The sequence below is a fragment of the Bacteroides celer genome (assembly GCF_002632415.2).
Lineage (GTDB): Bacteria > Bacteroidota > Bacteroidia > Bacteroidales > Bacteroidaceae > Bacteroides.
On the sequence record NZ_CP178209.1, the window covers coordinates 5,342,213 to 5,367,688 of the forward strand.

Sequence of the window (25,476 nt, forward strand, 5' to 3'; positions counted from 1 at the left end):
TCTCATGTTACATTATTTACAAACGATGTTACAACATCCGATTGTACTCCCGGAGCCTAATGAAAATATTCATTTTTTATTAGGTTATATTTAGGTTTTTAGTTTTCTTTGTACAACAAACAACGATCTATAACTATGAAAAATGTATTCACTTTTCTATTATTATTGTTTTCTTTGTTATGCAACGGGCAATCTCCTAAGTTATTCACTACTGACAAAGAGCTCTCCAGTAGTCTGATTAATCAAATATATCAAGACCGGAACGGCTTCATTTGGATTGCAACAGAAGATGGTCTGAACCGTTATGACGGTGCTAAATTTACCATATACAAACATGAGCCCAATAACGAACATTCGTTAGCCCACAATTTTGTTCGTACTGTTTTTGAAGACAGTAAAGGTCATTTGCTTATCGGCACATATATAGGAATTCAAATGTATGATCCGGCCACGGACAATTTTACTCCACTTGCCAAATTGGAAGATACCGGAGAAACGCTTGAAAGCAACATTAATTCTTTCATCGAGCGAAAAAACGGAGAGATATGGGTATCTGGAAATGTGTTGTGCAAGCTGGACATCAAAGACCATCTGTTGACTGTCCGGAAAGTCGATATTGCAGTCACTTCACCCGGAAGCCTGTTTGAAGATAAAAAACAAAATGTATGGATGGCAAAAGGGGAAGAAGGAGTATATCAACTCACTCCCGACAATCAGCTTACGTTACACTTGTCTAAAGACAACGGATACGTCAAAAGTATATGTGAGGATCAACGAGGCAACATTTATGTAGGAAGTATACGAAAAGGACTATTCATTTACGATAAAGAACGTAAAACCTTTGTTCCGGTCGATTTGAAAGAGAAAGGAGAACTTCCTGTTTGCTTCCTTTATTCCGGTATACCCAATGAATTGTATATCGGCACTGACGGCAAGGGAGTAGCCATTTATAATATCCGAACACACGAAATCTCCGAATACAAGTTTGACAATAATTATTTCGATTCGGGGAACTCGAAAATACACTCCATCCTAAAGGACAATTCGGGTAACTTATGGTTAGCTGTTTACCAGAAAGGAGTTATATTAATCCCAGCCCGCACCAACAGCTTTAAGTATATCGGACATAAATCAACAGATAAAAATTGCATAGGCTCCTGTTGCATTACTTCGTTCTGCAAAGATAATAACGGGACTCTATGGGTGGGAACGGATAACGACGGTATTTATGCCCTTACAGAAAAATTGGAGCCGGCAAAACATTTCTCACACACCACCCATCCTCATTCAGTACCCTCAACTGTTATTAAATTGTATGAAGACTCCGAACACAATATGTGGATTGGTTCATTTATCAACGGTATGGGAAAACTGAACAAACAGACAGGATTATGCGATTACCAGTACAAACTGGTAGATAAGAACAACAACTATATACAACGTGTATATGATTTCGCAGAAGATAAAAACAAGCGTCTCTGGATTGCGACAATGGGATTCGGTTTGTTCTACTATGACCTGAAAACGAAAGAATTTACATCCGTACAATCTCAGACATCTCTAATCAACGAATGGATAGGTTGCCTACACTATTCCGATGATAATAAACTGTATGTCGGAACTTATGACGGCGTCAACTGTATAGACCTTGACAGTCCTGATTTTCAAAGTCATAAGATACTCTCACAAAATGTTATTTATTCAATCTTTGAAGATGCCGACGGAGTTGTCTGGTTGGGCAGTTCCGAAGGATTATCCGGTTGGAATAAAAAAACGAAAGAACTAACCACTTATACTACTGCAGACGGATTGCCCAGTAATACAATATATGCCATACAAGGAGATGGAAAAGATTTTCTTTGGATAAGCACCAATGCCGGAATTTCCCAATTCCAAAAGAAAAACAACAAATTTATCAATTATTATGTCAGCGACGGATTACAGGGAAATGAGTTCTACAAGAATGCCTCCTTCAAAGATAAACAAGGTATTATCTGGTTTGGCGGAATGAATGGTATCACCTATTTCAATCCGCAAGACATTATCAATCCGGCAAAAACATGGAATATCCGGATTACCGACTTTTTCCTGCATAACAATCCGGTTAGAAAAGGAATGAAATCCGGTATTCACAATATTATCAACTGCCCTGTATTCAACGCAAAAGAGTTTTATCTATCCCATAAAGACAATGTGTTCAGTATCGAGTTTGCCACTCTGGAATTAAATGCCCCCGAACACATCAACTACCTTTATTCTATCAACGATGAAAAATGGATTAGTTTGCCCAAAGGTGTAAACCGTATCTCATTCAGCAATCTGAAACCCGGTACCTATAACTTTAAAATCAGAGCAAAAGACAACACTGTGTATTCAAATATAAAAGAAATTACCATCTTTATATCTCCTGCATGGTATGCTTCATGGTGGGCCAAAGTTATCTACTCCTTATTACTACTGACCATTATATTTATCATTATTCTTCAGATCAGACATCGGTACAGAATGCATCAGGAAATGCTGCAACATATCCATACCGAACAAATCAATGAAGCAAAATTGCAGTTCTTTATCAACATCTCTCACGAGATACGCACTCCGATGTCTCTAATCATCAGCCCTCTACAGAAACTGATTAAGAATGAGGAGGACAATGAACGCCTGAAAATATATCATATTATCTACAGAAATGCGGAACGTATTCTGAATCTTGTCAATCAACTAATGGATATTCGGAAAATTGATAAAGGACAAATGTTCCTGATGTTCCGGGAGACCAATATTATTCCTTTTATAGAAGATTTATGTACAACTTTCGGTCAACAGGCAAATACAAAAAATATCCAACTACAACTTCACAGTACGCTCCGGGAACTGAATGTATGGGTAGACACAGGTAATTTTGATAAGATTATCCTGAATATTCTGTCTAATGCCTTCAAGTTTACTCCTGAAAAAGGAAACATAGATATTACCATCCGTACGGGAGAAGATAATACACTGCCCGATCCCTTGAAACAATATGCCGAAATAATTATCGCGGATACCGGAACAGGCATCGATGAACAGGAAAAAGAACATATCTTCGAACGTTTCTATCAGATCCGTAACAGCCAACAGAATCCGAAAGGCGGAACAGGAATAGGATTACATCTTACTCGTTCATTAGTGGAATTACATCATGGAATTATCTATGTAGAAAATAATAAAGAACAACCGGGTTGCCGTTTTATTATCCGATTACCGTTGGGTAACAAGCATCTACGACCTGAAGAAGTTGACAACAATGAGCAAAAGGTAACAGTAGCCGTACCAACTGTTCCTGTCATCTCTCCCATTATAGAAAATGAGGAAGAAAAGAAAGTCAGGGTAAAAACTAAATATCACGTATTAATTGTAGAAGACGATGAAGAAATCCGAAATTATATAGCGAAGGAGTTTGGGGACAAATTTCATATCATGGAAAGCCGTAATGGTAAAGAAGCATTAGAGCAAATATTTAAGAAGACTCCGGATTTAGTCATTAGTGACATCATGATGCCCGAAATGGACGGACTCACCTTATGCCGGAAGATCAAGCAGAATGTAAACCTCAACCATATCCCAGTCATTTTGCTTACCGCGAAAACGAGGGAAGAAGACAACCTTGAAGGTCTGAATACAGGAGCCGACGCCTATATCATGAAGCCATTCAATATCGAAATTCTGCAAAAGACGGTAGAAAATCTGATTAATACACGGCAGCAGTTACGCAAAGTATTTACAGGCCAGCAAAACCTGGAGAACAAGGTTCAGAAACTGGAAGTGAAATCACCCGATGAGAAATTGATGGAACGTATTATGAAAGTGATCAATGAAAACATCAGTAACCCTAACTTGACAATAGAGACAATCACCACCGAGGTAGGTATCAGCCGCGTACATCTTCACAGGAAACTCAAAGAGCTCACCAACCAGACAACCCGTGACTTTATACGTAATATACGTTTAAAAGAAGCCGCTCGTTTATTGTCCGAAAAACAGCATACCATATCCGAGATAGCCATGTTAACAGGATTCACTGATCCTAATAATTTCTCGACAACATTCAAAGAATTGTATGGAATGCCGCCTTCAATGTATATGAAAGAGCAGTTGAGTAAAAAGGAAGAGTAACCCAACTGCTCTCTAGCATGTTTATCTGTTAAACTTATACCAATCAAAGTTAAACAGTTTGCAGCCTTTACGTCCTTTGAATACAAAATAAATATCTTGTATTCCTGTGACCGGTTTTACAATATCAGTCTGCAATGTTTTCCAGCATTCCCAACCTCCCGTTGAAGGAATAGTCAGTTCCGCAATTAATGGTCCGCTTATACTGTCTGTACGTACTTCAAGTGTCCCGCCACGAAGGGCACTGGCAACGGTAGCAGTAAACCATTTGGGGGATTTTTTGCCGAAATCCACTTCACGTACCTTTATATAATCTCCATTATGAATTTCAGATATATATATACCGGTTTTCGCATTGGGTTCAGACTTCACACCTTCAGAAAACGCAATAGTTTCAGCTTCCACCCTTTCGTAAGGATTGAGCATACCTACCGGTGACACCCCTTCCCGGGTAGCATTAATAATCGGGAAAGTACCGTCAGCATTATACTTAAATTGCTCCACCGCCGCACTTCGCCCGAAGCCTCCACCACCCGGCAGCTTACCCGTATGATAGAAGAAATAAGAATTGCCTTTATAGTCTATCACTCCACAATGGTTAGTAAACGAACCCGTATCTTGTAAAGGCATGATTTCTCCCATATACTTCCACGGACCAAGAGGTCCGTCACTCATGGAATAGGCAATATGTTCGGGTACACCTCCGGCAGCATAAAGAAGATAGTATTTTCCTTCCCGTTTATGAAGCCATGGACCTTCTGTATAAGTATCTTTATACTTAACACCTTTGACACGCTTTTCCGGATTAGGTGCACCAAAGCTCTCAACAGTCTGTTCCAGTTTGCCCACTCCACCTTTCAAAGAAATCATATCTTCATTCAATTCTGCATAATAGATATTCGGATTTCCCCAATACAGATAAGCACGACCGTCATCATCTATATATACGGTAGGATCTATATAATCCCAGCTCCCGTCATGAAGCGGTTTGCCGATGGCATCTTTAAAAGGACCGACAGGCGAATCGCCTACCGCAACACCGATTGCCATCGTATTGGAAAGTTTGGAATGCAGGCAGACATACCAATAAAACTTACCATTACGTTCGATGCACTGTGCTGCCCAGGCACGGTCGTCCGCCCAGTCGAATGATTCGATGGCAAGAGGAGAGCCGTGATCGGTCCAGTTCACCATATCTTTGGTAGAATACACGCGCCATTCCTGCATCCAGAAAAAATCAGCCTTATCTTCATCATGTCCCGTATAGACATACAATGTGCCATCATGCACCATAGGAGCAGGGTCTGACGTATAACAGGTTTGCACAAACGGATTTTGCGCTCCTGCCTCATGGGGTAGAGCACCTCCAAGCAGCAATAATGCCGCCACAAGTTTTGCTTTCAGATTCATATCATTTTCAATGTTTAAACAAGTGTGGAACAAACTCTTTCAGACAGCGTCTCCATGTGAGCCATTCGTGGCCGGTGCCTTGCGATTCATAATAAGCCACGTTGATGCCCAGTTTGCGGAGAGACTCCACCAACTGCTTCGTGCCCATCTGTTCGTCCGTGCCGCAGCCGAGGAAGAGATAATGCACTTTCTTGTTGAACTTACCTGCATCGGCAAACACACCGTCGAAGCACGTTTTCACGTCCAGCCCGAAAATCGCCCCGCTGAACCCGCCAATGTAGGAGAACATGTCGAGACGCGGCAACGCTGTTTGGAACGTCTGGTGTCCTCCCCACGACAAGCCTGCCATTGCACGGTGTTCGCGGTCGGTCTTGGTGCGGAATGTACGGTCTATCATCGGAATGAGGTCTTTCAAAATGACATCATAGAAAGAAGCGCCGTAAAGCGCACGCTCTTCGTTCACATCTTTCCCCGGACGCGGCACGAAGGGAGTCTCCACATCTCCGCTATCCATCACCACGAGCATGGGCACGCACTTGCCGGTGGCTATCAGGTTGTCCATGATGTAGTGCATATATCCCTGGGTGCTCCAGCCGGTTTCATCTTCTCCCATGCCGTGCTGCAAGTAGAGCACCGGATAGCGTTTTTTGGGGTGAGACTCATACTCTGCCGGTGTGTACACCATGCAACGACGAAACTCTTTCTTCGCTTCCGAATAATAGGTGCAGGAGCGCACTTGCCCATGCGACACTTGCTGCGGGCGATAGTAATCGCCCTCTGCCCCTTCGGGTATCTCGATGCCGCTCGCCATGCGGCAACAACCGAAGAAGGTGCACGAAGAGGGATCTACCACCCTGAATCCGTCTACCAACAGGAAATAATAGTGGAATCCCACCGGCAGCGGGTCGGTCTTCACGCTCCACCAGCCGTGCTCGTCCATGGCCATCTCATACTTCTTGCCGCAGACGTCTGCCTGCAAGCGTTTCACATCGGGAGCGTAGCAACGGAAATAAGCACGGTTGTCCTTGTCGATACGAGGGAAGTCGCTGCCGTGCATATTGGTGGGGGCTGCCACTGTGTGCTTCCACACATCATCGGGCGAAGGAAGTTCAATGCCCATCAGGTGGAGTGCCTGTGCCGCATAGCGGCGTCCCAGCACCCGGTAACCGGCAGCATCGAAGTGAAGATGGTCGGGAGCGCAGCTCAACCCCTTGGAGGAGACAATAGCGCAGTTCTTTATCACCTGCGGCAACATAGCAATTACCTCGTTCATGCCTGCACAAACACCACCGTGGTCGGCATTCACCACTTCACCGGCAATCAGGGGCACCTCGTCAGCCTGCAGATGAAGGTCAGCAAGCAGGTTGTCGTATACGCTCTTCACCTTTTGGGGCCACTCCTTGTCACCGGTGTTCGACTCGCCCTGATGTAGAAGTATCCCTTTTATCACACCGCTTTTCTGTGCAATGCGTGCCATCTTCACCAAACGGGTATACGGGTCGTTGTCATACTCTTTCAGCGTATTCACCATCCAGTCGGGAGCTGTTTTGATATACTCCTCGCATTTGTCTTTCTGGAAAAACTCGATCCGGCACCCGCCTATCGCCACGTGCACCACTCCGATGCGCACATGCGGGGGCAAGTTTTCTACCAAGGTCCGTCCGAAATAATCAGCCGGTGTCAGCCCGGTGTTCGGACGGCACAGCGGAGCGCGGGCGGGATACCATTCGCCTTTCACGCGTCCCAACTCTTTATTGTCTACCGCCGCCAACACTTGGAAGCGTGCATCCACCAGCGTATCTTGTGCTTCATAGCGGGCATTGCCTTCCATGTTAGACTGCCCTAGGCACAGATAAATGTAAAAGTTTGCATCCTGTGCAACCGCGCAAAGGCTTGCACACAACAAACAACTCAACAATAATAACTTCTTCATTTACTATCTTTCTATATTATATTTATTCCAACTTCATGCTGCTTATCACAATCGGCTTGCCACCAGTCGACCAGAACCCGACAATGTAGAGGTGCGACGGGTCTACCCTATTGCCGTCAGTATCTTTCATCTGCTGCAAATCTACCACCACTCTGCGTGTCTGTCCGAAATCGTAGGTGGCGGGCTTCGTCCAGTAGTCGTTCTTGTCAAAAAGGCGGAAAGAGACACCGCACTCGTTGTCGTTGCCCAATTCCACGGTCAGCCTCCGGTAGCCCGACAAGTCAAGTCCGCCGGGGTATTTCCATCCGCCAAAGCCATATTTGCCTGTCACCAAGATGCGGGTCGTTTCGTCAAAGGTGCCTTCTTCCCATATCGAAGGGTCAAACACGTCTTCCGTCAGCACAAAAGGCGAAACCACCGTCACCTGCAATGTCTGTTGCATGCTGTTTCCCGCTGCTGTGCGGTAAGTCACCGTTACCGTAGCATTGCCTGGTACCACTGCCACCAGTTTGCCAGTCGGCTCCACCTTCAGCACTTGTTCGTCCGAGCTATTGATAGTCGCCTCGGCAGTCACCATTCGCGAGGTGCCATCTTTATACACCGCCTTCACTTTCAGGTAGTGCACTCCTCCCATCTGCAACGAGCGTGTCGCCTGCTCGCCCATCAGTTCCAGTCTCTCGGGCTCGCCATTGACGGTCACTCCCTCGGCATACTCCTTGAACCAATGATACATTGCCCACGGACAGGCTTCGGGATCGTTGAGGAACGTATAGTTGCCCTCTGTACCCGGCACGTCCTTAAACGCTGCCAGCTCGTGGCTTCTTGTAGTGAAAAAGAGCCACGACACATTTCCCGCATTGTCGGCTATATATTTGAAGTTGGCGCCGAAGCCCTTGCCACCGGCTTCGCCTGTGATGCTTTTTCCCCAAGTGGCATCGTATTTCAAAGGTGCCCAGTCTATTTCCGTCACCATGATGGGGGCAATCGCCGCCACCGGACCTACTTGCGTATCCCATCCGCGCTGGAAGGGCTCGTAGCCGCCACCGGTGGAAGAGCCGATTCCCTCGCCACTGTCTTTTTCGGCATCGCTGCCATACCATCCGGGATAGCAGTGCACGGCAAAGCCGATGTTATCGCCCTCGATGCGGTGGGTGGCATACCCGGCATACTGCGACTGGTAGGCCAAGCCTGGCACCCAAATGATATTACGGCAATGGCTCCTTATCTTGTCTACAATGGACTGGAAGTAAATCTTTGCATTGGCAAAGCAGGCATCGGAGGTGCTACCATAGGCGCCGTCGGTCCCTTTGATGTTGACCGGTTCATTGGCAAGTTCGAACATGATGTCCGTATTGTTCTTCACTTTAGGATGTTGCGAAACGATGTCCCACACGTTAAGCAGGAACTGCTGATAGCTATCGCCCACCTCTATTCCCTGATAAGGAGCTTCGTTGGGGCATACCCCGGGCGGGCGCATCACCACATACATTCCCTTAGATACAAAATACTCCGCCATCGGCACAAACAGTTCGTCGAGATACTTGCGGAAACGGGTCTCGGAAAAGCGTTCGTGCCCTTCGTATCGTACAAACGGCTTTGAAGTATCATCGCTCCAATAAGGGTCGAGATGCATCCGCACGAAGTTGAACTTCCATCCGGCAGCCACAATTCCGTCTACCATACGTTTGTTATAGCTGAGACACGACTGCACGTCATAGTTAGTCCATGCGTTATCGTTAAAAAAGGGGCTGTAGGTCTGTGTAAATCCATGAAGATTGACCGTCTCGCCCTTTTCGTTTTTAAGGTAGCGCCCCTCTACGTGCAACACCGGCAACTGATGATAGTCTTTCTCCGGAGCCGGTTCGTCCTTAGGTGTTTCCGGTTCGGCAGGAATCTCCGGTTGTATAGGAAGAGAGCTTTCGTCTGAGCAAGACGCCAAAGTCATGCCTATCCACACCAGCAAATAAATTATCTTTTTCATAATGATGTTGATGTTACATAATAGTTGTTGCAAAAATAACAATACTACCAATAGCGATAAAAACTATAGTTGTAAATACCGTCACCACTGATAGTTCCTTCATACAATTTATAGCCTTTTATATCACCATGATAAAAAACTAACGGAGAGCCGTTATAATCCATTTCGTAAGTTCCTTTCGTTTCCCCTTTAGGAATAGTGATTGATGCACTACTCTCATACTTTCCACCATCATTGTATGCTTCGTATGGGATTCTGCAACTTATATCTTTTTTTACGGGATAAGTTGTCGTGGCAGTAAAAATAGGATGATTGGAATACAGTTCTTTCATTGAAATCATTATGCGATTATCAATTCCATTTTGAGTAATACCAACTGTTAATGTTTTATTAGATCCCGGCTGTTTCAATACAATTTTTCCACTTCTGAGAGAGGAAGTATTGTCCTGGGCTACTACCGATAGAACATATATATCATAATACTGAAAACATATAAGATAATCCAACCATGAAGGACCACTCACTATTTCAGGTTGCAATAATGTTTTTGTTCCATTAACCTCTACATAGGAACATAAAGTTCTACTAAGAGGTTGTGAGTCATCCTTCGGACTAATAACAAAGTCCTCCACTACATCCGAATCTGAAGCCCCAAAACAATATGTACTATCCGAATTTGCAGCCCTTGTAACTATATCTCCTACTTTATCTATATCAAACAGAATTTCATTACTACAGCTACACCAAATAATCAAACTTAAAATAAATAATATGTTTTTCATTATTATCCGACTTTTATTGAAACAATAAAGGCAGCGGATTCATGTTATATGCCCCGCTGCCTTTTCTTATCAATCTCTATTATTTACCAGCCAATCCGTCAGCAAAACCGGCATAAGTATGCTTACGGTTGTAGTTGGAATCCCATAAACCTACAGGTTCACCGCCACGCCAGTTAGAATCACCGGGGGCACCGGGAGCATCGGTAGCACACCACTGCGTGATGCCGTATTGCTGTGCCACAGGAATAATCTCGAAGTATTTCTTCACGATAAACTTATAATATTCAGCCATCGCTTTATGTTGTTCTTCTGTCATATCCTTTGTCAACACCGTAGTGCCGCTTTCATCCACATATCCCATATCCAGCTCAGATACTTTCACGAGTTTGCCACTCTTGGCTAAGATTTCAAACATTTTCACTACATGTTCTTCTTGCTTCTGCTGGTCAGCAGCATTGGCGCGATAAGCCACGTGCATCTGTGTACCGATACCGTCAATCTTTGTCACACCGTCAGATTCCCACTTCTCTATCCAGTGTACCAAGCTCTTGGCTTTCTGATTGTTATCCCAAGTGGATTCCAGATTGTAATCGTTGATGAAAAGTTTGAGAGGTTTAACACCACCGTTTTCTGCATAATATTTACGGGCGGCAGCTACAACAATACGAACATAATCTTCACTACCCAAGTAATCTTGCCAGTAGAAATTATTGGCAGCGTCAGCACCGGCATTAGATGCAGATTGCAAGACATAGAAACCTTCACCGTCGTTGCCACCACCTGAAATAGCTTCGTTCACTACATCCCAAGTAGTCACGTAACCACCAGTAGCTTTCATCATTCCTTCAATCCAATTGTTCATTGCCCGAGTAAGCGCTTCTTTTTTCTCTTCGGGAGTAAGAGGAATAGTGTTACCTTTAGTAACTATTTGCAATTTGATATTATCAAAATAATATTTATTAGCAGGTGTATTGGGCGCGCCTACATCCAAGTTCCATGCAAAAGTCTGCATGTTTCCCTCAGGAGAAAGGGTAGTGTTAATAGTAATAGTTTTTTCAAAGTGTTGCCATTCCGTAGTGAAACTAACAGCACACCCACCATCATAATGAATATAAGCTCCAGGGGCAGCATGAGCCTGAGACTCAGAATTATTGGGTGTATCTGCACGATAATCGAAAGAGATACGTACAACATCATTTTCCACCAACGGACGGTCAGCATACAAAAAGAATTGAGTATCCCAACTGTTTGTTCCTCCACCAGCAGAAGTAACAACGAAAGCACGACTACCGTCTTTACCTACTCCATCAACAATATCGCAAGCAGCATTAGCTCCTCCCACATGAGTAGAAACAAAATTGGTAGTTTCACTGCCTTGCGCATCACCATTAGTAATGATGTCAGTTAAAATCTCTACTGCCGCATCTCCCGGTGTAGGTATAATTGAATAAGAATGCGCATGCCAACTTGGTTTAGACCAATTAGAAGGCAGATTTCCTTCTTCAAAAGTTCCGTTCTTTATCATATTTTGCTCAGAACCTTTTTCAACCAGCACCATGTCATCAAACCAAAGATCTCCTCCAAACTGTCCGAAATTGAATAACAAACGAGAACAATCACTATTAGGTGTAAATTCAATGCTTATTGTGCTCCATGTAGTTCCTGCTGAAATCTGTGGTATGCCATAATGTGTATTACCAGCATTCGGTGTTTCTATCCAAAGCGGAAATGTCACAGCTGATGAAGCCTTGGTTCTCATAGAGAATACATAAGATTTCCCTTGTAAAAGAGGAGATTCCAAATCATAGTAATTTTGCCAATCCCATGGATTCGCCTTCGCTTCAGAAGTATTGATATGCAAACAATTTCCTTCTCCTACAGAGGGCGGCAATTCTTTGTCTTTAATCAAAGAATTCAAATACTTATTATTCTGCTGTGCATGCCAAGCCAATGTATGTCCATATATAGTAATTCCGGCAGCTTGGGCGGCAGTGACAAATTTATCCACAGTTTCGAAATTCATCTCCCCTTTATCGTTCACACACGAAGCATATTTCATCGCATTGCCTGCGGTCACTTCGTCGAAGTTGGCTTCCGCTAAACGAAATACCAATCCTACTTCGATAAATTCGTTGGCTGCCAACGCTAATCCCAATTTAAAATCGGGATTAGCTGCACGGTCTATGTACGATTTCAGCGGGGCATAATCATTCAGATACTCGTATTGCGCTATCGACTCCGGTTTTGTCACCGTGACATCGGCAATCTCGGTATCCACGCAAGAAGCCAGCAAAGCTGCTACCAGCGTGCCCCATACCATATTATTTTTTCTATTCATCTTCATGTAGTTTTCTTAAATTGTTTAGATTGCGGTTCACTTCAACTTCACGTTAAAAGTTTCAAATTTGCTCTGTCTGTCGCGTGACACCAGCGCGTCCGTGCTGCTACATTTGGCAGTGCCCGTTTCACCGGTCACAGCATTCAACACATAAGGCGCATAAGTCACTTCATAGGTCAGTTCGAACAGGTCGCGGTCTTTGTCGCCCCACGCTTTCTTGGCACCATGATAGGTCCACTTGCCCGAACCGCTTGCCTGAGCCCCCGGTGTGTCGGTAGTGATGGAGCAATTGCCGTTGTCGTCAACCGTTATCACCAAGTCCATTGTCAACGTTTGCTTGGAAGATTCGCCTTTCTCATTCACCACATCCACCGAAAGCGAAAGAGGATAACGCACTTTGTTGAGGGCAATAGTTCCTAATGTACGTTGGTCTGCTTTCTCTATATTCTGCGGGTTACGGTTGAGCGTAGAAGTGTTGCCATTGATGTCGAGCTGGTCTGTGCCACGACTCAACCAAACGCCCTCATACTTGTTTTTGTAGGTCACCCCATAAAGCGCATAGTCTTTGGGAAGCACGTCCCAGTCTGCCACATTCAAGCGATTGGGAGACTCAACTTTAGGTTTGCCCGCCAAGATAGAGTCTGCAGCCTGTGCTAACCGTACCGGAATGACATAGGTGAGTTCGGGCGTGAGAGGATCATTGAAGAAAGCATCGGTCAACTGTATGTCCATACGTCCATAAATGTCTCCTTTGGGAAATACCACCTGTTCCGAAGAATAAGTATAATATTCCTTAGGCATAGGAAGTATCGGCTTGCCATTGTCGAAATAAGCATTGGTACACAAACTTTCATCGATAACAATCTGTGCTGTGCGCTCTTTGCGGTTTGACCACACACCGCCCAATGTAGCGATGATCTGCATCCGATATTCATTGTCTTGTTCGGTAGGATATACATCTTCGCCCAATGTGATGGTGCGTATAGGAGTCTGAGTAGCAAAACTGATGGTCTGATATTCGTAATCGTCGAATTCTTTGTCTCCGTTTTCACAGCCGGCAAACAACAAGCCAAGGACCATGCATTTCATTATTGTCTTATTCATAATCATTGTATGCTTTAGCATTTTATTAAATTTACACTATCGGTTTACCAACCCTGATTCTGTTTCAGTTCGTCATACTTAAGAACTTCCGAATAAGGAATAGGACCGTAATACATATACTCACTGAACGAGCGTTTGTCTACCTCCATCGGAGTATAACGGGTTCCACTGATATTCATCCCTTTGGCAGCTTCGGTCAGATTGCTCTTCCAACGGCGCAAATCCCAGAAACGGAAACCTTCGAAACAAAGTTCGATGCGACGTTCGTTGCGGATAAGTTCCGCCATCTTCGCCTGATCGTTCTTGATGGATTCCAAGTAAGCATCACCATTGTCGCGACCAATGCCGGCACGGGAGCGCAACTTTTTCATCACGTCATAAGCAGAATAGCTGTTGCCGCCCTTATTTTGCGGACCGTACGCCTGATTTGCCGCTTCGGCATACGCCAAGAATATCTCGGTGTAGCGGATGCGCGGTGTGTAATGATACTGGTCGGCTTTCGCATTCGGGTCGAGGCTGATGTCCTGACGCAACAGTTTGCGCAGATAGTATCCGGTACGGGTAGAACGTCCTACCACCTTGTTCAGCGCATCATTGGTAGTTCCGTCGGCTGCCGTAAAGATTTCCTTATTCGTATTGCCTGCCTTGCCACCATTATAGAGAATGTATGCTGCCAAGCGCGGGTCACGGTTGGCGTACGGAAGATTTTCATCATATTCGCCGGACAGATGAGACACCGGATAACCGTTCAGCATCGGGAATGCATCCACCAGATTTTGAGTTGGGTTGATACGTCCGTTACCGTAGAGTGTGGGCGGGAAGTTATCTTCTTCGAGCGAGAGGGATTTGGCACGTTCACCACGCCACAGAATTTCAGCAGGTGATTCGGTTGGGCTAAGTTTTTCAATATCATCTACATTGCAATACCATGTCCATCCGGTAGGATCCATACCGTCTACCCCTCCGATATGATTCAGCACCTTTGCAGCACTAGCAGCAGCCGTTTTCCAATCAACGCCTGACTGGTCACTATATGCCGGACTGGCAGCGAGCAAATCCGCTTTTGCCACAAACGCTTCCACCACCTTTCCGGACATACGGCCGATAAAGTTTGCGCCAAACACACGGGTGACTTTGCCTTGGTCTGCTCCTGCATATTTAGCAGACAAGCGTTGCATTTCCGCTGCGTCACCATATTCCCAAGGCAATCCTTCGAGTGCCAACCGGGCGTCTTCTTTCAACGCCTTCATGCAATCTACAAATGTGCTGCGGGGCACATTGAAATTGGATCCGGCTGCTTCCGGTTCGGTCAGGATGGGCACCCCCATCAACACACCGTCTTCGGTATAGCCCGCATGGGCTTCGAGGAGGTAATACATATACATGGCACGCAAGCCATAGGCTTCCGCTTTCTCACGGTCGCAGAACATCTGCGCCACCACTTCGTCTTTCGCCCATTTCACCTTGTCGGCATTGGCAAGGAAAAGATTGATGTACTGTATGGCGGAACGGCAGGAAGTCCAACGGTCGGCAGGATTGTTGTTTGCCGTCCACATGCCGGAGGCTATTTTACGCCAGCTGTTTTCCGCATCATTGCTCACAGCGTCATCGGTAGCCACGTCGTTGAAAGAATAGCCTGCGCAGGGTATGCGTGTATAGGCATTTGCCAGTATTCCTTCGGCATATTGCGAATTCTCGTACATATATTCCAGTCCGAGGTTGTTCTCGATAGCCGGTTCGAACAAGTCATCGCATCCGGTCAGACAAGCGGCAAAGGCACATATTGTTATAATTTTCTTCATGACTTATTTATTCTATATTTTTATATTCTACAACGAGAGACCCATCAAAAGTCTACCTTTACACCCAGTGCGTACGAACGGCATTGGGGAGAAGTCCCTACATTCATCTCCATATATTTACGCTCCTTCGCCAAGGTCAACAGGCTTGTTCCGTTGGCATAGATTTGTAAACCTTTCACAAGTTTGCCTTTCAGCATAGCAGCCGGGAAGTCGTAAGACAATTGAACACGGTTCAAATCGAAACGTGAAGTGTCGTACAACCAGAAGTCGGAAGCCACAAAGTTCAGGTCGCCACCTTGTGTTGTGAGACGCGGGTATGTGGCGATATCTGCCGTCTCTTCCGTCCAGCGTCCGCGAACCACTTCAGAATATTTGCGATCGCCATACACGTGCATATAACTATTATTCTTCAGTCCTTTGCCACCAAACGATCCGGTGCCTGCCACAAACAATGTGAAGCCTTTGTACTTGGCAGTCAGGTTGAGACCCATCACCCAGGAAGCACCCCACTTGCCCAATACCACCTGGTCTTGCTCATTGATGACACCGTCGTTGTTTTGGTCTACATACTTCAAATCACCGGGTTTGGTATTAGCATTCACCTTTGCCGAGCTTTCCACATCGGCAGCGTCTTTGAAGAATCCGATGCATTGATATCCGCGCAAAGCATCAATCGCCTCACCTTCGGCTTTCAGCCAGTCATATTTCACATTCTCGTCCCATTTGGTGTTCTTGGAGGTGTAGTACATACCCACAAGCCCCACATTCCATTCAAAGTCACCGTGCTTTTTGCCCACATTTACACTCAAGTCCACACCCGTACGACGTTGGTTGTTCATGTTAATATAAGGACGCATATCGGACTTCGGATAATAAGTCTGGAAATAAGACGGATAATTTTGGGGCTGCGCCAGCAATCCTTCGGTATTGGTTACGAAGTAATTGGCATTGAGTCTCACCAATCCCTTCCAAAGAGAAGCGTCCAATCCTACCGTAAATTCCTTACGCTTGATGTAGCCGAGGTCGGGGTTTCCACCTTGCAGGAAGTCGGTGGTCTGCATCGAGTTGTTTACCTCGCTCCATCCCCACCACGTACCTGCCTGTGTAAACTTGGTAGCATACATGTAGTAATCACTGATATCCAAATCCTGATTGAGCACACTATAGCCTGCCATCAGTTTCAGGTTATCGAGCCAATCGGCATCTTTGAGGAAACCCTCTTCGGAAAGACGCCATCCCAACGTAAACGAAGGCGAAAGCCCTATCCGGTTGCCTTCGGGCAATTTGGCGGAATGAACCGCTGCCATGCTGAAATCGGCGTAATACTTACCGGCATAGTTATAATCGAGTTGCAAACCCAAGTTGGAATTGCTAGTGCGATGGTAGGTACCCGAATAGGTCTGCTGGCTGCCTTGAGCCAACAACAATGCATTCACATGATGATTGTCGGCAAAAGTGTTCTGATAGCCGAACTGTGCAGAGAAATAAATGGTCTGATACGCCGTACTGCCCGATACGTTTTGCGTACCGGTATGCTTGTCCATATTGTACTTAGTCAATGAAGTAATACGGTCGCCTCCGAAAGCATTGTTCCAAGAGGCTTCATACACTGCATAGTCGTCGTCGATAGAAGTGATGTAAGAAGTTCCGTAGTCTACGGAGAACTGTGTACGGAATGACAATCCTTTCAGTACTTTATACAAATCGAGGTTGATTCCCGCATCAAACTGGAAACGACGTGAAGTAGCTTTCTGATAACCGGACGCATACATGGCAGCAAAAGGATTAGTCATGTTCAACTGCGTACCTCCCAATAGATATTTGCCGTCAATAAGGTAATTGCTATTATTGATCAACGTCCACGAAGCAGCATCGTTTTTATCGACAAACTCAATGGGAATGAAAGGTACAAGAGGCGCCGAACCGGGAGCAGTCGGACGTAACGTAGCCGAGTTAGCCCAGTAGTCTGCCTTATCGTGACGGGAATCGTAGAAGATAGCATTTGCATTTACCCAACCGCTGATCCAATCGTTCATACGCAAATCCACATTACCGCGGATATTCAGGCGCGAATTGCGGTTGTTCTTACTTTCACCGAAGTTGAGCAAGTCGTTGGAACTCTCGTAACCGATGTTCGTATAGAAGTTGGCGTAGCGTCCGCCGCCCGAAAACTCGGCCACTCCGTTATAGTCCTGACTTGTCTTCCGAATATAGTCATCGGAAAAGAAGTTGATGTTCGGATAACGGTAAGGGTTACTTCCGCTTGCATAGTTGTAAATCTGCTCATCCGAGAAAGCGGGATCCAACCCGTCGTTACGCAACGCCTCGTTATACAACGTCATGTATTCGGCAGAAGCCAGATATTTAGGATAGCTTTTAGGCACATTGATACCGGCATTGGCACGCGCACTCACCCGCAAGTCTTTATCGCATCCGCGCTTCGTGGTGATAAGAATGACTCCCTTCGCACCACGGCTGCCGTAAAGCACCACGGCTTGCGCTGCTTTGAGGAATGTGATTTGGGCTATTTCGGTAGGACGAATGTTGTTTGCCTCACGAGGGACTCCGTCTACCAATACCAACGCTTCGCCCATGTTCCATAATTGTCCGTTGTAACCTCCCACTAAAGATTGCATATTGTCGAGACTGTACAGCGAATAACTTTTATTAGTCAGTTCCTCTACATTGACGGACGAGACACCACCCATCAAATCCGCCCGGTCCACTGTGCGGAAAGCCACATTCACTTTCTGAGCCAATGTATCAGTCTTCTCCACATCCGTCTGAGCCATCAGCCCGGCAGAAGCAAACAATAGTCCGGCGCTAAGAATTATATTTTTATGAATTTGTTTCATGATATTCTATTTCGTTTAATAAGTCACTTGTTTACCATCCCGGATTCTGATAGAACTCCGGATACAAGGTCACGTCAGACAATTTCAGAGGCAACCAGTAATGCTTCTCCGTGAAATTACGCGTCACGATTACCCGATATGTATAGCCGCTTACAGCTGTTTCCTGAGGGTTCTCGGCAAGGTCGCCTACCCGTTGGAAATCGACAGCAGTCTTTTCGGTATAAGGTTTCTTGTCGATAAGCAACCAGCGACGCAAGTCAGTGAAACGGTGTCCTTCGTATGCAAGTTCTACCGCACGTTCGCGGCGAATCTCACTGTTGAACAGATCGATTGAACCGGTATATTTGGCATTGACACCTTCTACTCTCGCACGTTTGCGGATGGTGTTGACTGCGGCCAGTGCCGTAAGTGTACAGTTGGTTGACTTTCCTGTAGACGAGCCGGTAGCATTTGCCGCAGCTTCAGCATACATCAGATAAATGTCTGCCAGACGCATATAGCTGCAATAGATATGCATCTGCGGACTCCATCCCCAGCCATCATCCCATTTATTGGCTGTCACCGGAATAAACTTGCCAAGCAGGAATCCGGTACGGCTTCCGAACTGGTCGTCACGGGCGTTTCCGCCTGTGTAGAGGGATGCAACGGCTAAGTCACCGACCTCCTCCGAATCTTTTTTTGCATCAGATACCATAGGCGAACCGTCGAAGCGAATATCATGATAGAAACGTGGGTCGCGTCCTTTCCAAGGATGAGTCTTGTCCCACTTGGATTCCTGGTCGTCGAGCGGCAATCCATTTGCCATACCGTAATAGTGTACATAGTTGGCTGTGGGCGAGAGTTGCGGATTGTTATCTTTCTTATAGCTGGCAGGCACAAACTGAAGAGCTAAACCAAAAGTTGAGTTTTGCCAGCCATCTGCCACCAATCCTCTGAACAATGCTTCTGTAGAACCCGGCATTTGGGCATTCTTTCCGTATGTGTAGAAGAGGTCGGAATAGTCCTCAAAGTCCACCAAGCTATATTGCGTCTGTCGGTTCTCTACCAGCGTAAGCAACTCCCCGAACGCTTCGGCAGCCTTCCGGCAATATTCCTGATTGTAGGATTCACTTCCTGTGGACACCTTGTTCATCAACGGACTTCCTGCCCACAAGTAGTTTTTACCTAAATAGCCCAGTGCCATGATTTTGTTGATGCGCAGTTGGTTGTATCCTTTCGTGCTCGGGCTGATAGATGTCTTGTCCCAATCAATAGGCAGCAGATCGGCAGCCATCCGGAAATCATCGGCAGCCTTGTCGGCACATTCGTGATAGCTGAGTCGCGGCTCGTTGAATGTTTCGTTGGGAGGCAACACCTTATCTATATAAGGCAATCCGCCGAAATATTGTATCAGCATGAAATGAAACCACCCGCGGAAGAAATAAAGCTGTCCGGCAATGGCGTTCTTCTGTTCCTGCGTTGCATCGGTAAGCAGGTCCAGATTTGCTAATCCCGTATTACATTTACGGATTCCGTACCAAGAAGCGGGCCACAAGTCGCGGTTCCATCTGAATCCGTCGTTCGGAGTAGTAAAGTCCAGATTCAGAGTTTTGCAATCCATAAATCCGGCCCCCCAGCCGTCGTGTTCAGCCTGCCACCCCCAAAAGTCGCCTTGGTCCACTTTATAGCCCATGTGATAATTGCAGTCTACACCAATCACTTCGTCTTCACCCCAGTTCCAAGAGTTTGACCAGTATTGTTTGGCCATGTCGGGAATACAAGCATAAAGCTCTTCTACAAATCCCTGAAAATTGTGGAAGTCCTTAAAGGCATTTTCCGGAGTGACATCCGATTCGGGTGCCTTGTCCAGATAGTCGGTACACGAAGCAGTCGTACCCGTCAATCCGAGACTCAAACAAGCCATTACAGCATATTTTATAATGTATTTTTTCATAATTCGATGATGTTTTAAAGGTCAAATTTAATACCCAGATTGAAACGACGTACAGTAGGATAAGCACCTTGCGAAGCCAATCCCGTACCTGCAAAGTTCGATTCGCGGTCATCCGGCATACGCGACCATACCCAAAGGTTGTTTCCGTTCAGGAATATTTTAAATCTGTTCAATCCAATTTTCTTTACCCAAGGTTGTGTAAAAGTGTAAGCCACTTCAGCATTCTTCAGACGAATAAACGAACCGTCGTAATGGAAGCGAGTACCTTCATAATAACTCGGAGTAGAATTGATACGAGGCATGGGAGCATCTGCATCAAAACGATCTTTCGACCAGAATACTCCTTCGTCGAATACAGTATTCACGTTATTGTGCAAGGAAGTAAAACCCACATAACGGTTGACGTTGGTCACTCCATAGAACTGTACAAAGCAGCTGAATCCCTTGTAATCGAATCCGATAGTAGCGTTGTACGTATTTTCGGGAGTACCCGTATAGCCGTAAGGAGCGCTGTCGTTGGCATCTATCACGCCATCACCATTATAGTCCATAGTGATATACTGTCCGGGCAATTTCTGATCGTTCATCGTATTGTGTGTAGGCATGGCGAATACTTCGTCCCACGTGTTGGCAAATCCTGCCGTAAGATGAGCGTGGTCTTGTCCGATGGCAAATCCTTCCGACTTCTGGTATGCGGGACGCAACACAGGGTCATCGTATTTGAGAATCTTGTTTTCAGCATGAGTCATATTGAAGTTACCCCACAGACGAAGACCGTTGTTCAATGTTTTATTTACACGAAGTTCCAATTCGTATCCTTTCGTACGCACGCGTCCTAAGTTGGCAGCCGGGGCGGAAATTCCTAAATAACCGGGAGTGGCACGTTTGTCGCCGGCTACAAGAATGTCCGAACGCTTGTCATAGAAAAATTCCAAACTACCGGCAAGCAAACCATCGAAGAAAGCGTAATCAACACCGATATTCTGCTTCAAAGCTGTTTCCCAATGTACATCGGGATTACCTACCGTAGCTTCCTTGTACCAAGTGTAAGGAGACTCGGTTCGATTGTTCAAACCGTGGAAAGACTTACCTCCGTAAGCCCACTGTGTAGCATATAGAAAACGAATACCAAGATTATCGTCACCTACCTCACCGATAGAATAACGTACTTTCAACATATCTACCCACTTACGGAGAGGCTTGAAGAATTTTTCTTCGCTTATCATCCAGCCCAACGCACCTGAGTTAAACAACTCGAAACGATAGTCGGGACTAAACTTCTCGGAACCGTTGTATGCACCGTTGTATTCCAAGAAATAACGGTTGCCATAACTATAAGTGGCGCGGAACGCCCAGTCTTCACGATAGTGAGGGAATTCGCTACCAGTGCTTCGTTCGGTACGGTTGAACACTCCCATGGCGCTGACATCGTGGTCACCGAACTTGCCGCTCCATGACAATTGTCCTTGATAAAAAAGATTGCGTTGAGTAGACCAGTCCCGCACAGCACCACCTGCTGTAGACCACAAGATACCTTCCTGAAAATCGAGTCCGGTTTTAGAGTCGGTTTGCGCGTTGCTATAATGCACCTCACCTGTTTCCGGATCTATCCATTTGGTCTGCGTCCCGTGATTCAAGTCATTGACACCACGACCGGCTTCCACAAACACGTTGTCCCACGAAATCATGGCACTTGCACGTAATCCTTTTACGAGGAAACTCAAATCCTGTTCCAATACAAAGTCAGTATTGACGCGGGTAGTAGTAAGCATTTCATAGCCTGCATTGGCGAGATTCAACACAGAGTTCGGCGCACCTTGCGAATTGGGCTTGTAGTATCCCCACGTACCGTCGGAATAACGGGGCAAGAAAGCGTCTGACGGAGAACTGTAGGCAGCCTGCCACAACTGCGAGGCACCAAATGAATCGTCGGCAACTCCCCACGGTGATTTCTTCACACCGTAAGAACCGAAAATATTGGCTTTCAATACGGTAGTTTTGGTAATCTTGAAGTCCAAATTACTACGTGCATTAATACGGTTGAATCCGTAACCTGCCTGATAACCACGGTTATTGTCCCATTCGCGGAACAAGTCACCTTCATGCAGAAAGTCTACCGCAGCGAAATATTTGACGTGGCGTGTACCACCCGACAGGTTGATGCTCGGATTGTATGACATGGCATAATCTTTGAAAAGCTCTTTCTGCCAGTCAACGTTCGGATAACGTTCGGCCTCTTCCAAATTAGCAGGATGGCGATATTTGTCAATCGTCTCCATCGGCAATATTTTATTCCAAGAAGCAGGATTCAAGCCTAACTCATATTCGGCAGCCTGATTACGCACATACAACGCATCCGCCGACTCCATTCTTCCCGGCAGAGCAGAAACCACTTTAGCCGTCATGTTCATACTTACGTCAATCTTGGCCCGACCTTCGTTACCGCGCTTAGTGGTTACAAGAATGACACCATTGGCACCCTTCACACCATAAACAGCAGTTGCCGACGCATCCTTCAATACAGATATAGACTGTACAGAACTCATGTCCACACTGCTCATCGGACGTTCGATACCGTCCACAAGGATAAGCGGTTCGCTATTATTCCACGAGCTAACGCTACGAATTACAATTTTCGGGTCTTCGTCACCCGGCATACCAGTAGAGGCAGAAGTCACCACACCCGGCAAATTACCCGTCAATGCCGCACCCACATTCGACACACCACCTGCACGCTGTAATGTCTCACCAGTGGTTTGTGCAATAGCACCTACCACAGACGCTTTCTTTTGTTGTCCGTAACCCACCACAACCACTTCTTCCAGTTGCTTGGTGTCATCTTCCAATGTTACTTTAATAAGACCTTTAGAAACGACTTTTACTTCCTGTGGTTTCATTCCTACATACGAAACAATAAGGATAGACTTCTCACTGGGCACAGTCAATACAAAATTGCCATCTATATCTGTAATTGTACCTATTGAATTATTACCTTTTAAAGTTACCGAGGCTCCAATGATTGTCTCACCATTACTGTCAAGAACCGCTCCCCTCACCGTTATCCCTTTCTGTGCTGATGCTGTTACAAAACTAAACAACATAAGGAGAAACAGGTAAGGAATTTTTTGAATTTTCTTCGTTACATTTTTCATTACCATTAGTTTAAGATGTTAATTAACTACATTGTTTTCTAATCATCATTCTTTTTTTAATTGCATTAGCTATCATTATAAATATCACTCATAGTTGCTAGTATTAGATTTATATAAAAAAAACAATTATTTGCAAGTAGCGTATAATCCAATTGTAGTACCGGTAAATCCACCAGCCGTTGTAGTAGAGAGATAACTGGGATCTACATCTTTACAAAGCAGTTTCCAGCTTTTTTCACCATCAATAGAATAATAGAAGTCGTAACCAATTCCTTGAGATACTAATTTCAAATATACCTCATTTGTATCTGCGTCTATTTCATCTGAAGCCAATGTCTGTTCCTTTTCACCGATTTGTTTCAGAGAAATATTTTTATTCTCACCCACTTTATTCAAGCAGAAGAAATATTGATGCGCCTCATCTTTAAACAATAACATTCCAGCTGTTTCCTTATCGTTAGAAGGATTGAACAACATACGGGTAGTACATTCAAATTTATGATGTTGTAACCGACGGCAGACAAATGCCGGAGTTTTCTTTTCCGTAGCGCTAATATCTGCACACTTCAAGGTCAGATATCCGGGCGTTTCCGTCAATGAATATAAATCGGAAGCAGAAGCTCTTAAAGTCATCCATGGCATATCAAGTACAGGAGAATCAAAGTTCTCTATTAACTCGAAGTTACCATAAGTAACTATCGTATCGCGTTTCGCACCTTCACGTTTTACAATCATAGGTACTAAATCATCTCCTTGTGTCATGTACGGGAATCCGTCTTCACTCCATTTCACCGGCATCATAAATGTTTCACGTCCCAAATTCTCAAACTGATTATTAATAGGACGACAAGCCAGAAAAACAGCCCACCAATCTCCCTCTTTTGTTTGAATCAAGTCTGCATGACCAGCACAGGTTACCGAATTAGGACGGTCAGAATTCAAATGTCTTTGCGTCAGAATCGGATTGTTTTTCCATGGAAGAAATTTACCCATCGGAGAATCACCACGGAAAATCACTTCCGAATGCCAGTTTCCCGTTCCACCTTCGGCGGACATCAAGAAGTACTTTCCATTTATCTTATATAAATGAGGGCCTTCTATCCAAATTGGTTTGTCTGCCGGTTGAGCTCCTTTGTTTACAAGAATTTTACGGGGACCGATCGTCTTATCTGTTTTCACATCAAACTCTTGTATGCGTATAGTACGGTGTCCGCTATATTCAGGTTTATTATCCGGAGCCTCATCATTATTAACAATATATGCCTTACCATCTTCATCAAAAAAGAAAGAAGGATCAATACCTCCGACCTCCGGCAACATGACGGGTTCCGACCATTCACCAAACGGGTCTTGCGTCTTAACAAAGAAATTCCCGGCTCCGACATTGGTTGTTACCATATAATATGTCTTGTTATACGGATTATAAGAAATAGCCGGAGCAAAAATACCGCCACTCACTTTCTGTCCTTCCATATTCACTAATTGCGAAGCACGGTTCAACACATGCCCTATCTGTTTCCAATTCACCAAGTCTTTGCTGTGAAAAATAGGAACACCGGGGAAATAAGTGAATGTAGATGTTACCAGGAAATAATCACCTTCTCCATTTGTGCAAACACTAGGATCAGAATACCATCCCGGCAAAATAGGATTATAGAAATAGTCTTCATCTGACAGAGGATTGGAAATATAAAAATCATCATTTCCTTTATAAGAAAAATAATCAAAGAGAGCCACAGATTTTCCAATAGCCGGTAATTGTTGTTCTTTCTTTGAGTTACATGACATCATTGTTATCCCCAACATAAATATGGAGAGCCGGACGATTGACATTAATTGTATTACCTGTGTATTCTTCATAATACCTCTTATTTTCTTTATAATCAAATATGAATTACTGATCTTTTTCTGCAAAGATATGCCAGCTTATAAAACTACAAACATAATTATGTTACGGGCTTCTTTTCCTAAATAACATCTTCATTTTCAATGTTACATCTATCTTTCCCCTTGTAGCACACCCAAACAATTACA

At 45.0% G+C, this 25,476-nt stretch carries 12 protein-coding genes; 1 reads left to right on the forward strand and 11 read right to left on the reverse strand.

Translation table 11 applies throughout. From position 1 onward, the window contains the following. Positions 1-135 precede the first annotated feature (135 nt). A complete protein-coding gene (locus tag CJF29_RS21515; protein WP_099146533.1) occupies positions 136-4,155 on the forward strand; it encodes a two-component regulator propeller domain-containing protein in 4,020 nt (1,339 codons plus the stop codon). Between the two features lie 21 nt (positions 4,156-4,176). Here the strand turns inward: CJF29_RS21515 and CJF29_RS21520 are convergent, their stop codons facing one another. From CJF29_RS21520 to CJF29_RS21570, 11 genes are all read right to left on the reverse strand, one after another. Continuing rightward, positions 4,177-5,562: a glycoside hydrolase family 43 protein gene (locus CJF29_RS21520; RefSeq protein WP_099146532.1), complete on the reverse strand. Its 1,386-nt coding sequence runs from the start codon at positions 5,560-5,562 to the stop codon at positions 4,177-4,179. A gap of 7 nt (positions 5,563-5,569) precedes the next feature. After that, positions 5,570-7,495, reverse strand: a complete 1,926-nt coding sequence (locus CJF29_RS21525; protein ID WP_099146531.1) for a sialate O-acetylesterase — start codon at positions 7,493-7,495, stop codon at positions 5,570-5,572. A gap of 22 nt (positions 7,496-7,517) precedes the next feature. Further along, the gene (locus tag CJF29_RS21530) at positions 7,518-9,476 is read right to left on the reverse strand and encodes a cellulase family glycosylhydrolase (protein ID WP_099146530.1); all 1,959 of its coding nucleotides are present in this window, start codon (positions 9,474-9,476) and stop codon (positions 7,518-7,520) included. A gap of 44 nt (positions 9,477-9,520) precedes the next feature. Continuing rightward, on the reverse strand, positions 9,521-10,258 hold the full coding sequence (locus CJF29_RS21535; RefSeq protein WP_008776484.1) for a hypothetical protein: 738 nt from the start codon (positions 10,256-10,258) through the stop codon (positions 9,521-9,523). 79 nt (positions 10,259-10,337) lie between these two features. Further along, positions 10,338-12,602: an endo-1,4-beta-xylanase gene (locus CJF29_RS21540; RefSeq protein ID WP_255299354.1), complete on the reverse strand. Its 2,265-nt coding sequence runs from the start codon at positions 12,600-12,602 to the stop codon at positions 10,338-10,340. Positions 12,603-12,632: 30 nt separating this feature from the next. After that, positions 12,633-13,700 (reverse strand): DUF5627 domain-containing protein, encoded by a 1,068-nt coding sequence (locus CJF29_RS21545; RefSeq protein WP_234116451.1) that lies wholly within the window; start codon positions 13,698-13,700, stop codon positions 12,633-12,635. Positions 13,701-13,744: 44 nt separating this feature from the next. Next, complete coding sequence (locus tag CJF29_RS21550) at positions 13,745-15,502, reverse strand: RagB/SusD family nutrient uptake outer membrane protein (RefSeq protein ID WP_099146529.1); 1,758 nt, start codon at positions 15,500-15,502, stop codon at positions 13,745-13,747. A 44-nt stretch (positions 15,503-15,546) separates the two neighbouring features. After that, entirely contained in the window at positions 15,547-18,357 is a 2,811-nt protein-coding gene (locus CJF29_RS21555; protein WP_004309632.1) for a SusC/RagA family TonB-linked outer membrane protein, read from the reverse strand. Positions 18,358-18,388: 31 nt separating this feature from the next. Beyond that, on the reverse strand, positions 18,389-20,290 hold the full coding sequence (locus CJF29_RS21560) for a RagB/SusD family nutrient uptake outer membrane protein (protein ID WP_004309631.1): 1,902 nt from the start codon (positions 20,288-20,290) through the stop codon (positions 18,389-18,391). A 14-nt stretch (positions 20,291-20,304) separates the two neighbouring features. After that, on the reverse strand, positions 20,305-23,448 hold the full coding sequence (locus tag CJF29_RS21565; RefSeq protein ID WP_099146528.1) for a SusC/RagA family TonB-linked outer membrane protein: 3,144 nt from the start codon (positions 23,446-23,448) through the stop codon (positions 20,305-20,307). A gap of 120 nt (positions 23,449-23,568) precedes the next feature. Further along, positions 23,569-25,302, reverse strand: coding sequence for a glycoside hydrolase family 43 protein (locus CJF29_RS21570; protein WP_099146551.1), 1,734 nt, complete (start codon positions 25,300-25,302; stop codon positions 23,569-23,571). Positions 25,303-25,476 lie beyond the last annotated feature (174 nt).

Excerpts from the sequence above, each read along its gene's own strand:
- CJF29_RS21515 (WP_099146533.1), top strand. The coding sequence starts at position 136 with ATGAAAAATGTATTCACTTTTCTATTATTATTGTTTTCTTTGTTATGC.
- CJF29_RS21520 (WP_099146532.1), bottom strand. The coding sequence starts at position 5,562 with ATGAATCTGAAAGCAAAACTTGTGGCGGCATTATTGCTGCTTGGAGGT.
- CJF29_RS21525 (WP_099146531.1), bottom strand. The coding sequence starts at position 7,495 with ATGAAGAAGTTATTATTGTTGAGTTGTTTGTTGTGTGCAAGCCTTTGC.
- CJF29_RS21530 (WP_099146530.1), bottom strand. The coding sequence starts at position 9,476 with ATGAAAAAGATAATTTATTTGCTGGTGTGGATAGGCATGACTTTGGCG.
- CJF29_RS21535 (WP_008776484.1), bottom strand. The coding sequence starts at position 10,258 with ATGAAAAACATATTATTTATTTTAAGTTTGATTATTTGGTGTAGCTGT.
- CJF29_RS21540 (WP_255299354.1), bottom strand. The coding sequence starts at position 12,602 with ATGAAGATGAATAGAAAAAATAATATGGTATGGGGCACGCTGGTAGCA.
- CJF29_RS21545 (WP_234116451.1), bottom strand. The coding sequence starts at position 13,700 with ATGAATAAGACAATAATGAAATGCATGGTCCTTGGCTTGTTGTTTGCC.
- CJF29_RS21550 (WP_099146529.1), bottom strand. The coding sequence starts at position 15,502 with ATGAAGAAAATTATAACAATATGTGCCTTTGCCGCTTGTCTGACCGGA.
- CJF29_RS21555 (WP_004309632.1), bottom strand. The coding sequence starts at position 18,357 with ATGAAACAAATTCATAAAAATATAATTCTTAGCGCCGGACTATTGTTT.
- CJF29_RS21560 (WP_004309631.1), bottom strand. The coding sequence starts at position 20,290 with ATGAAAAAATACATTATAAAATATGCTGTAATGGCTTGTTTGAGTCTC.
- CJF29_RS21565 (WP_099146528.1), bottom strand. The coding sequence starts at position 23,448 with ATGGTAATGAAAAATGTAACGAAGAAAATTCAAAAAATTCCTTACCTG.
- CJF29_RS21570 (WP_099146551.1), bottom strand. The coding sequence starts at position 25,302 with ATGAAGAATACACAGGTAATACAATTAATGTCAATCGTCCGGCTCTCC.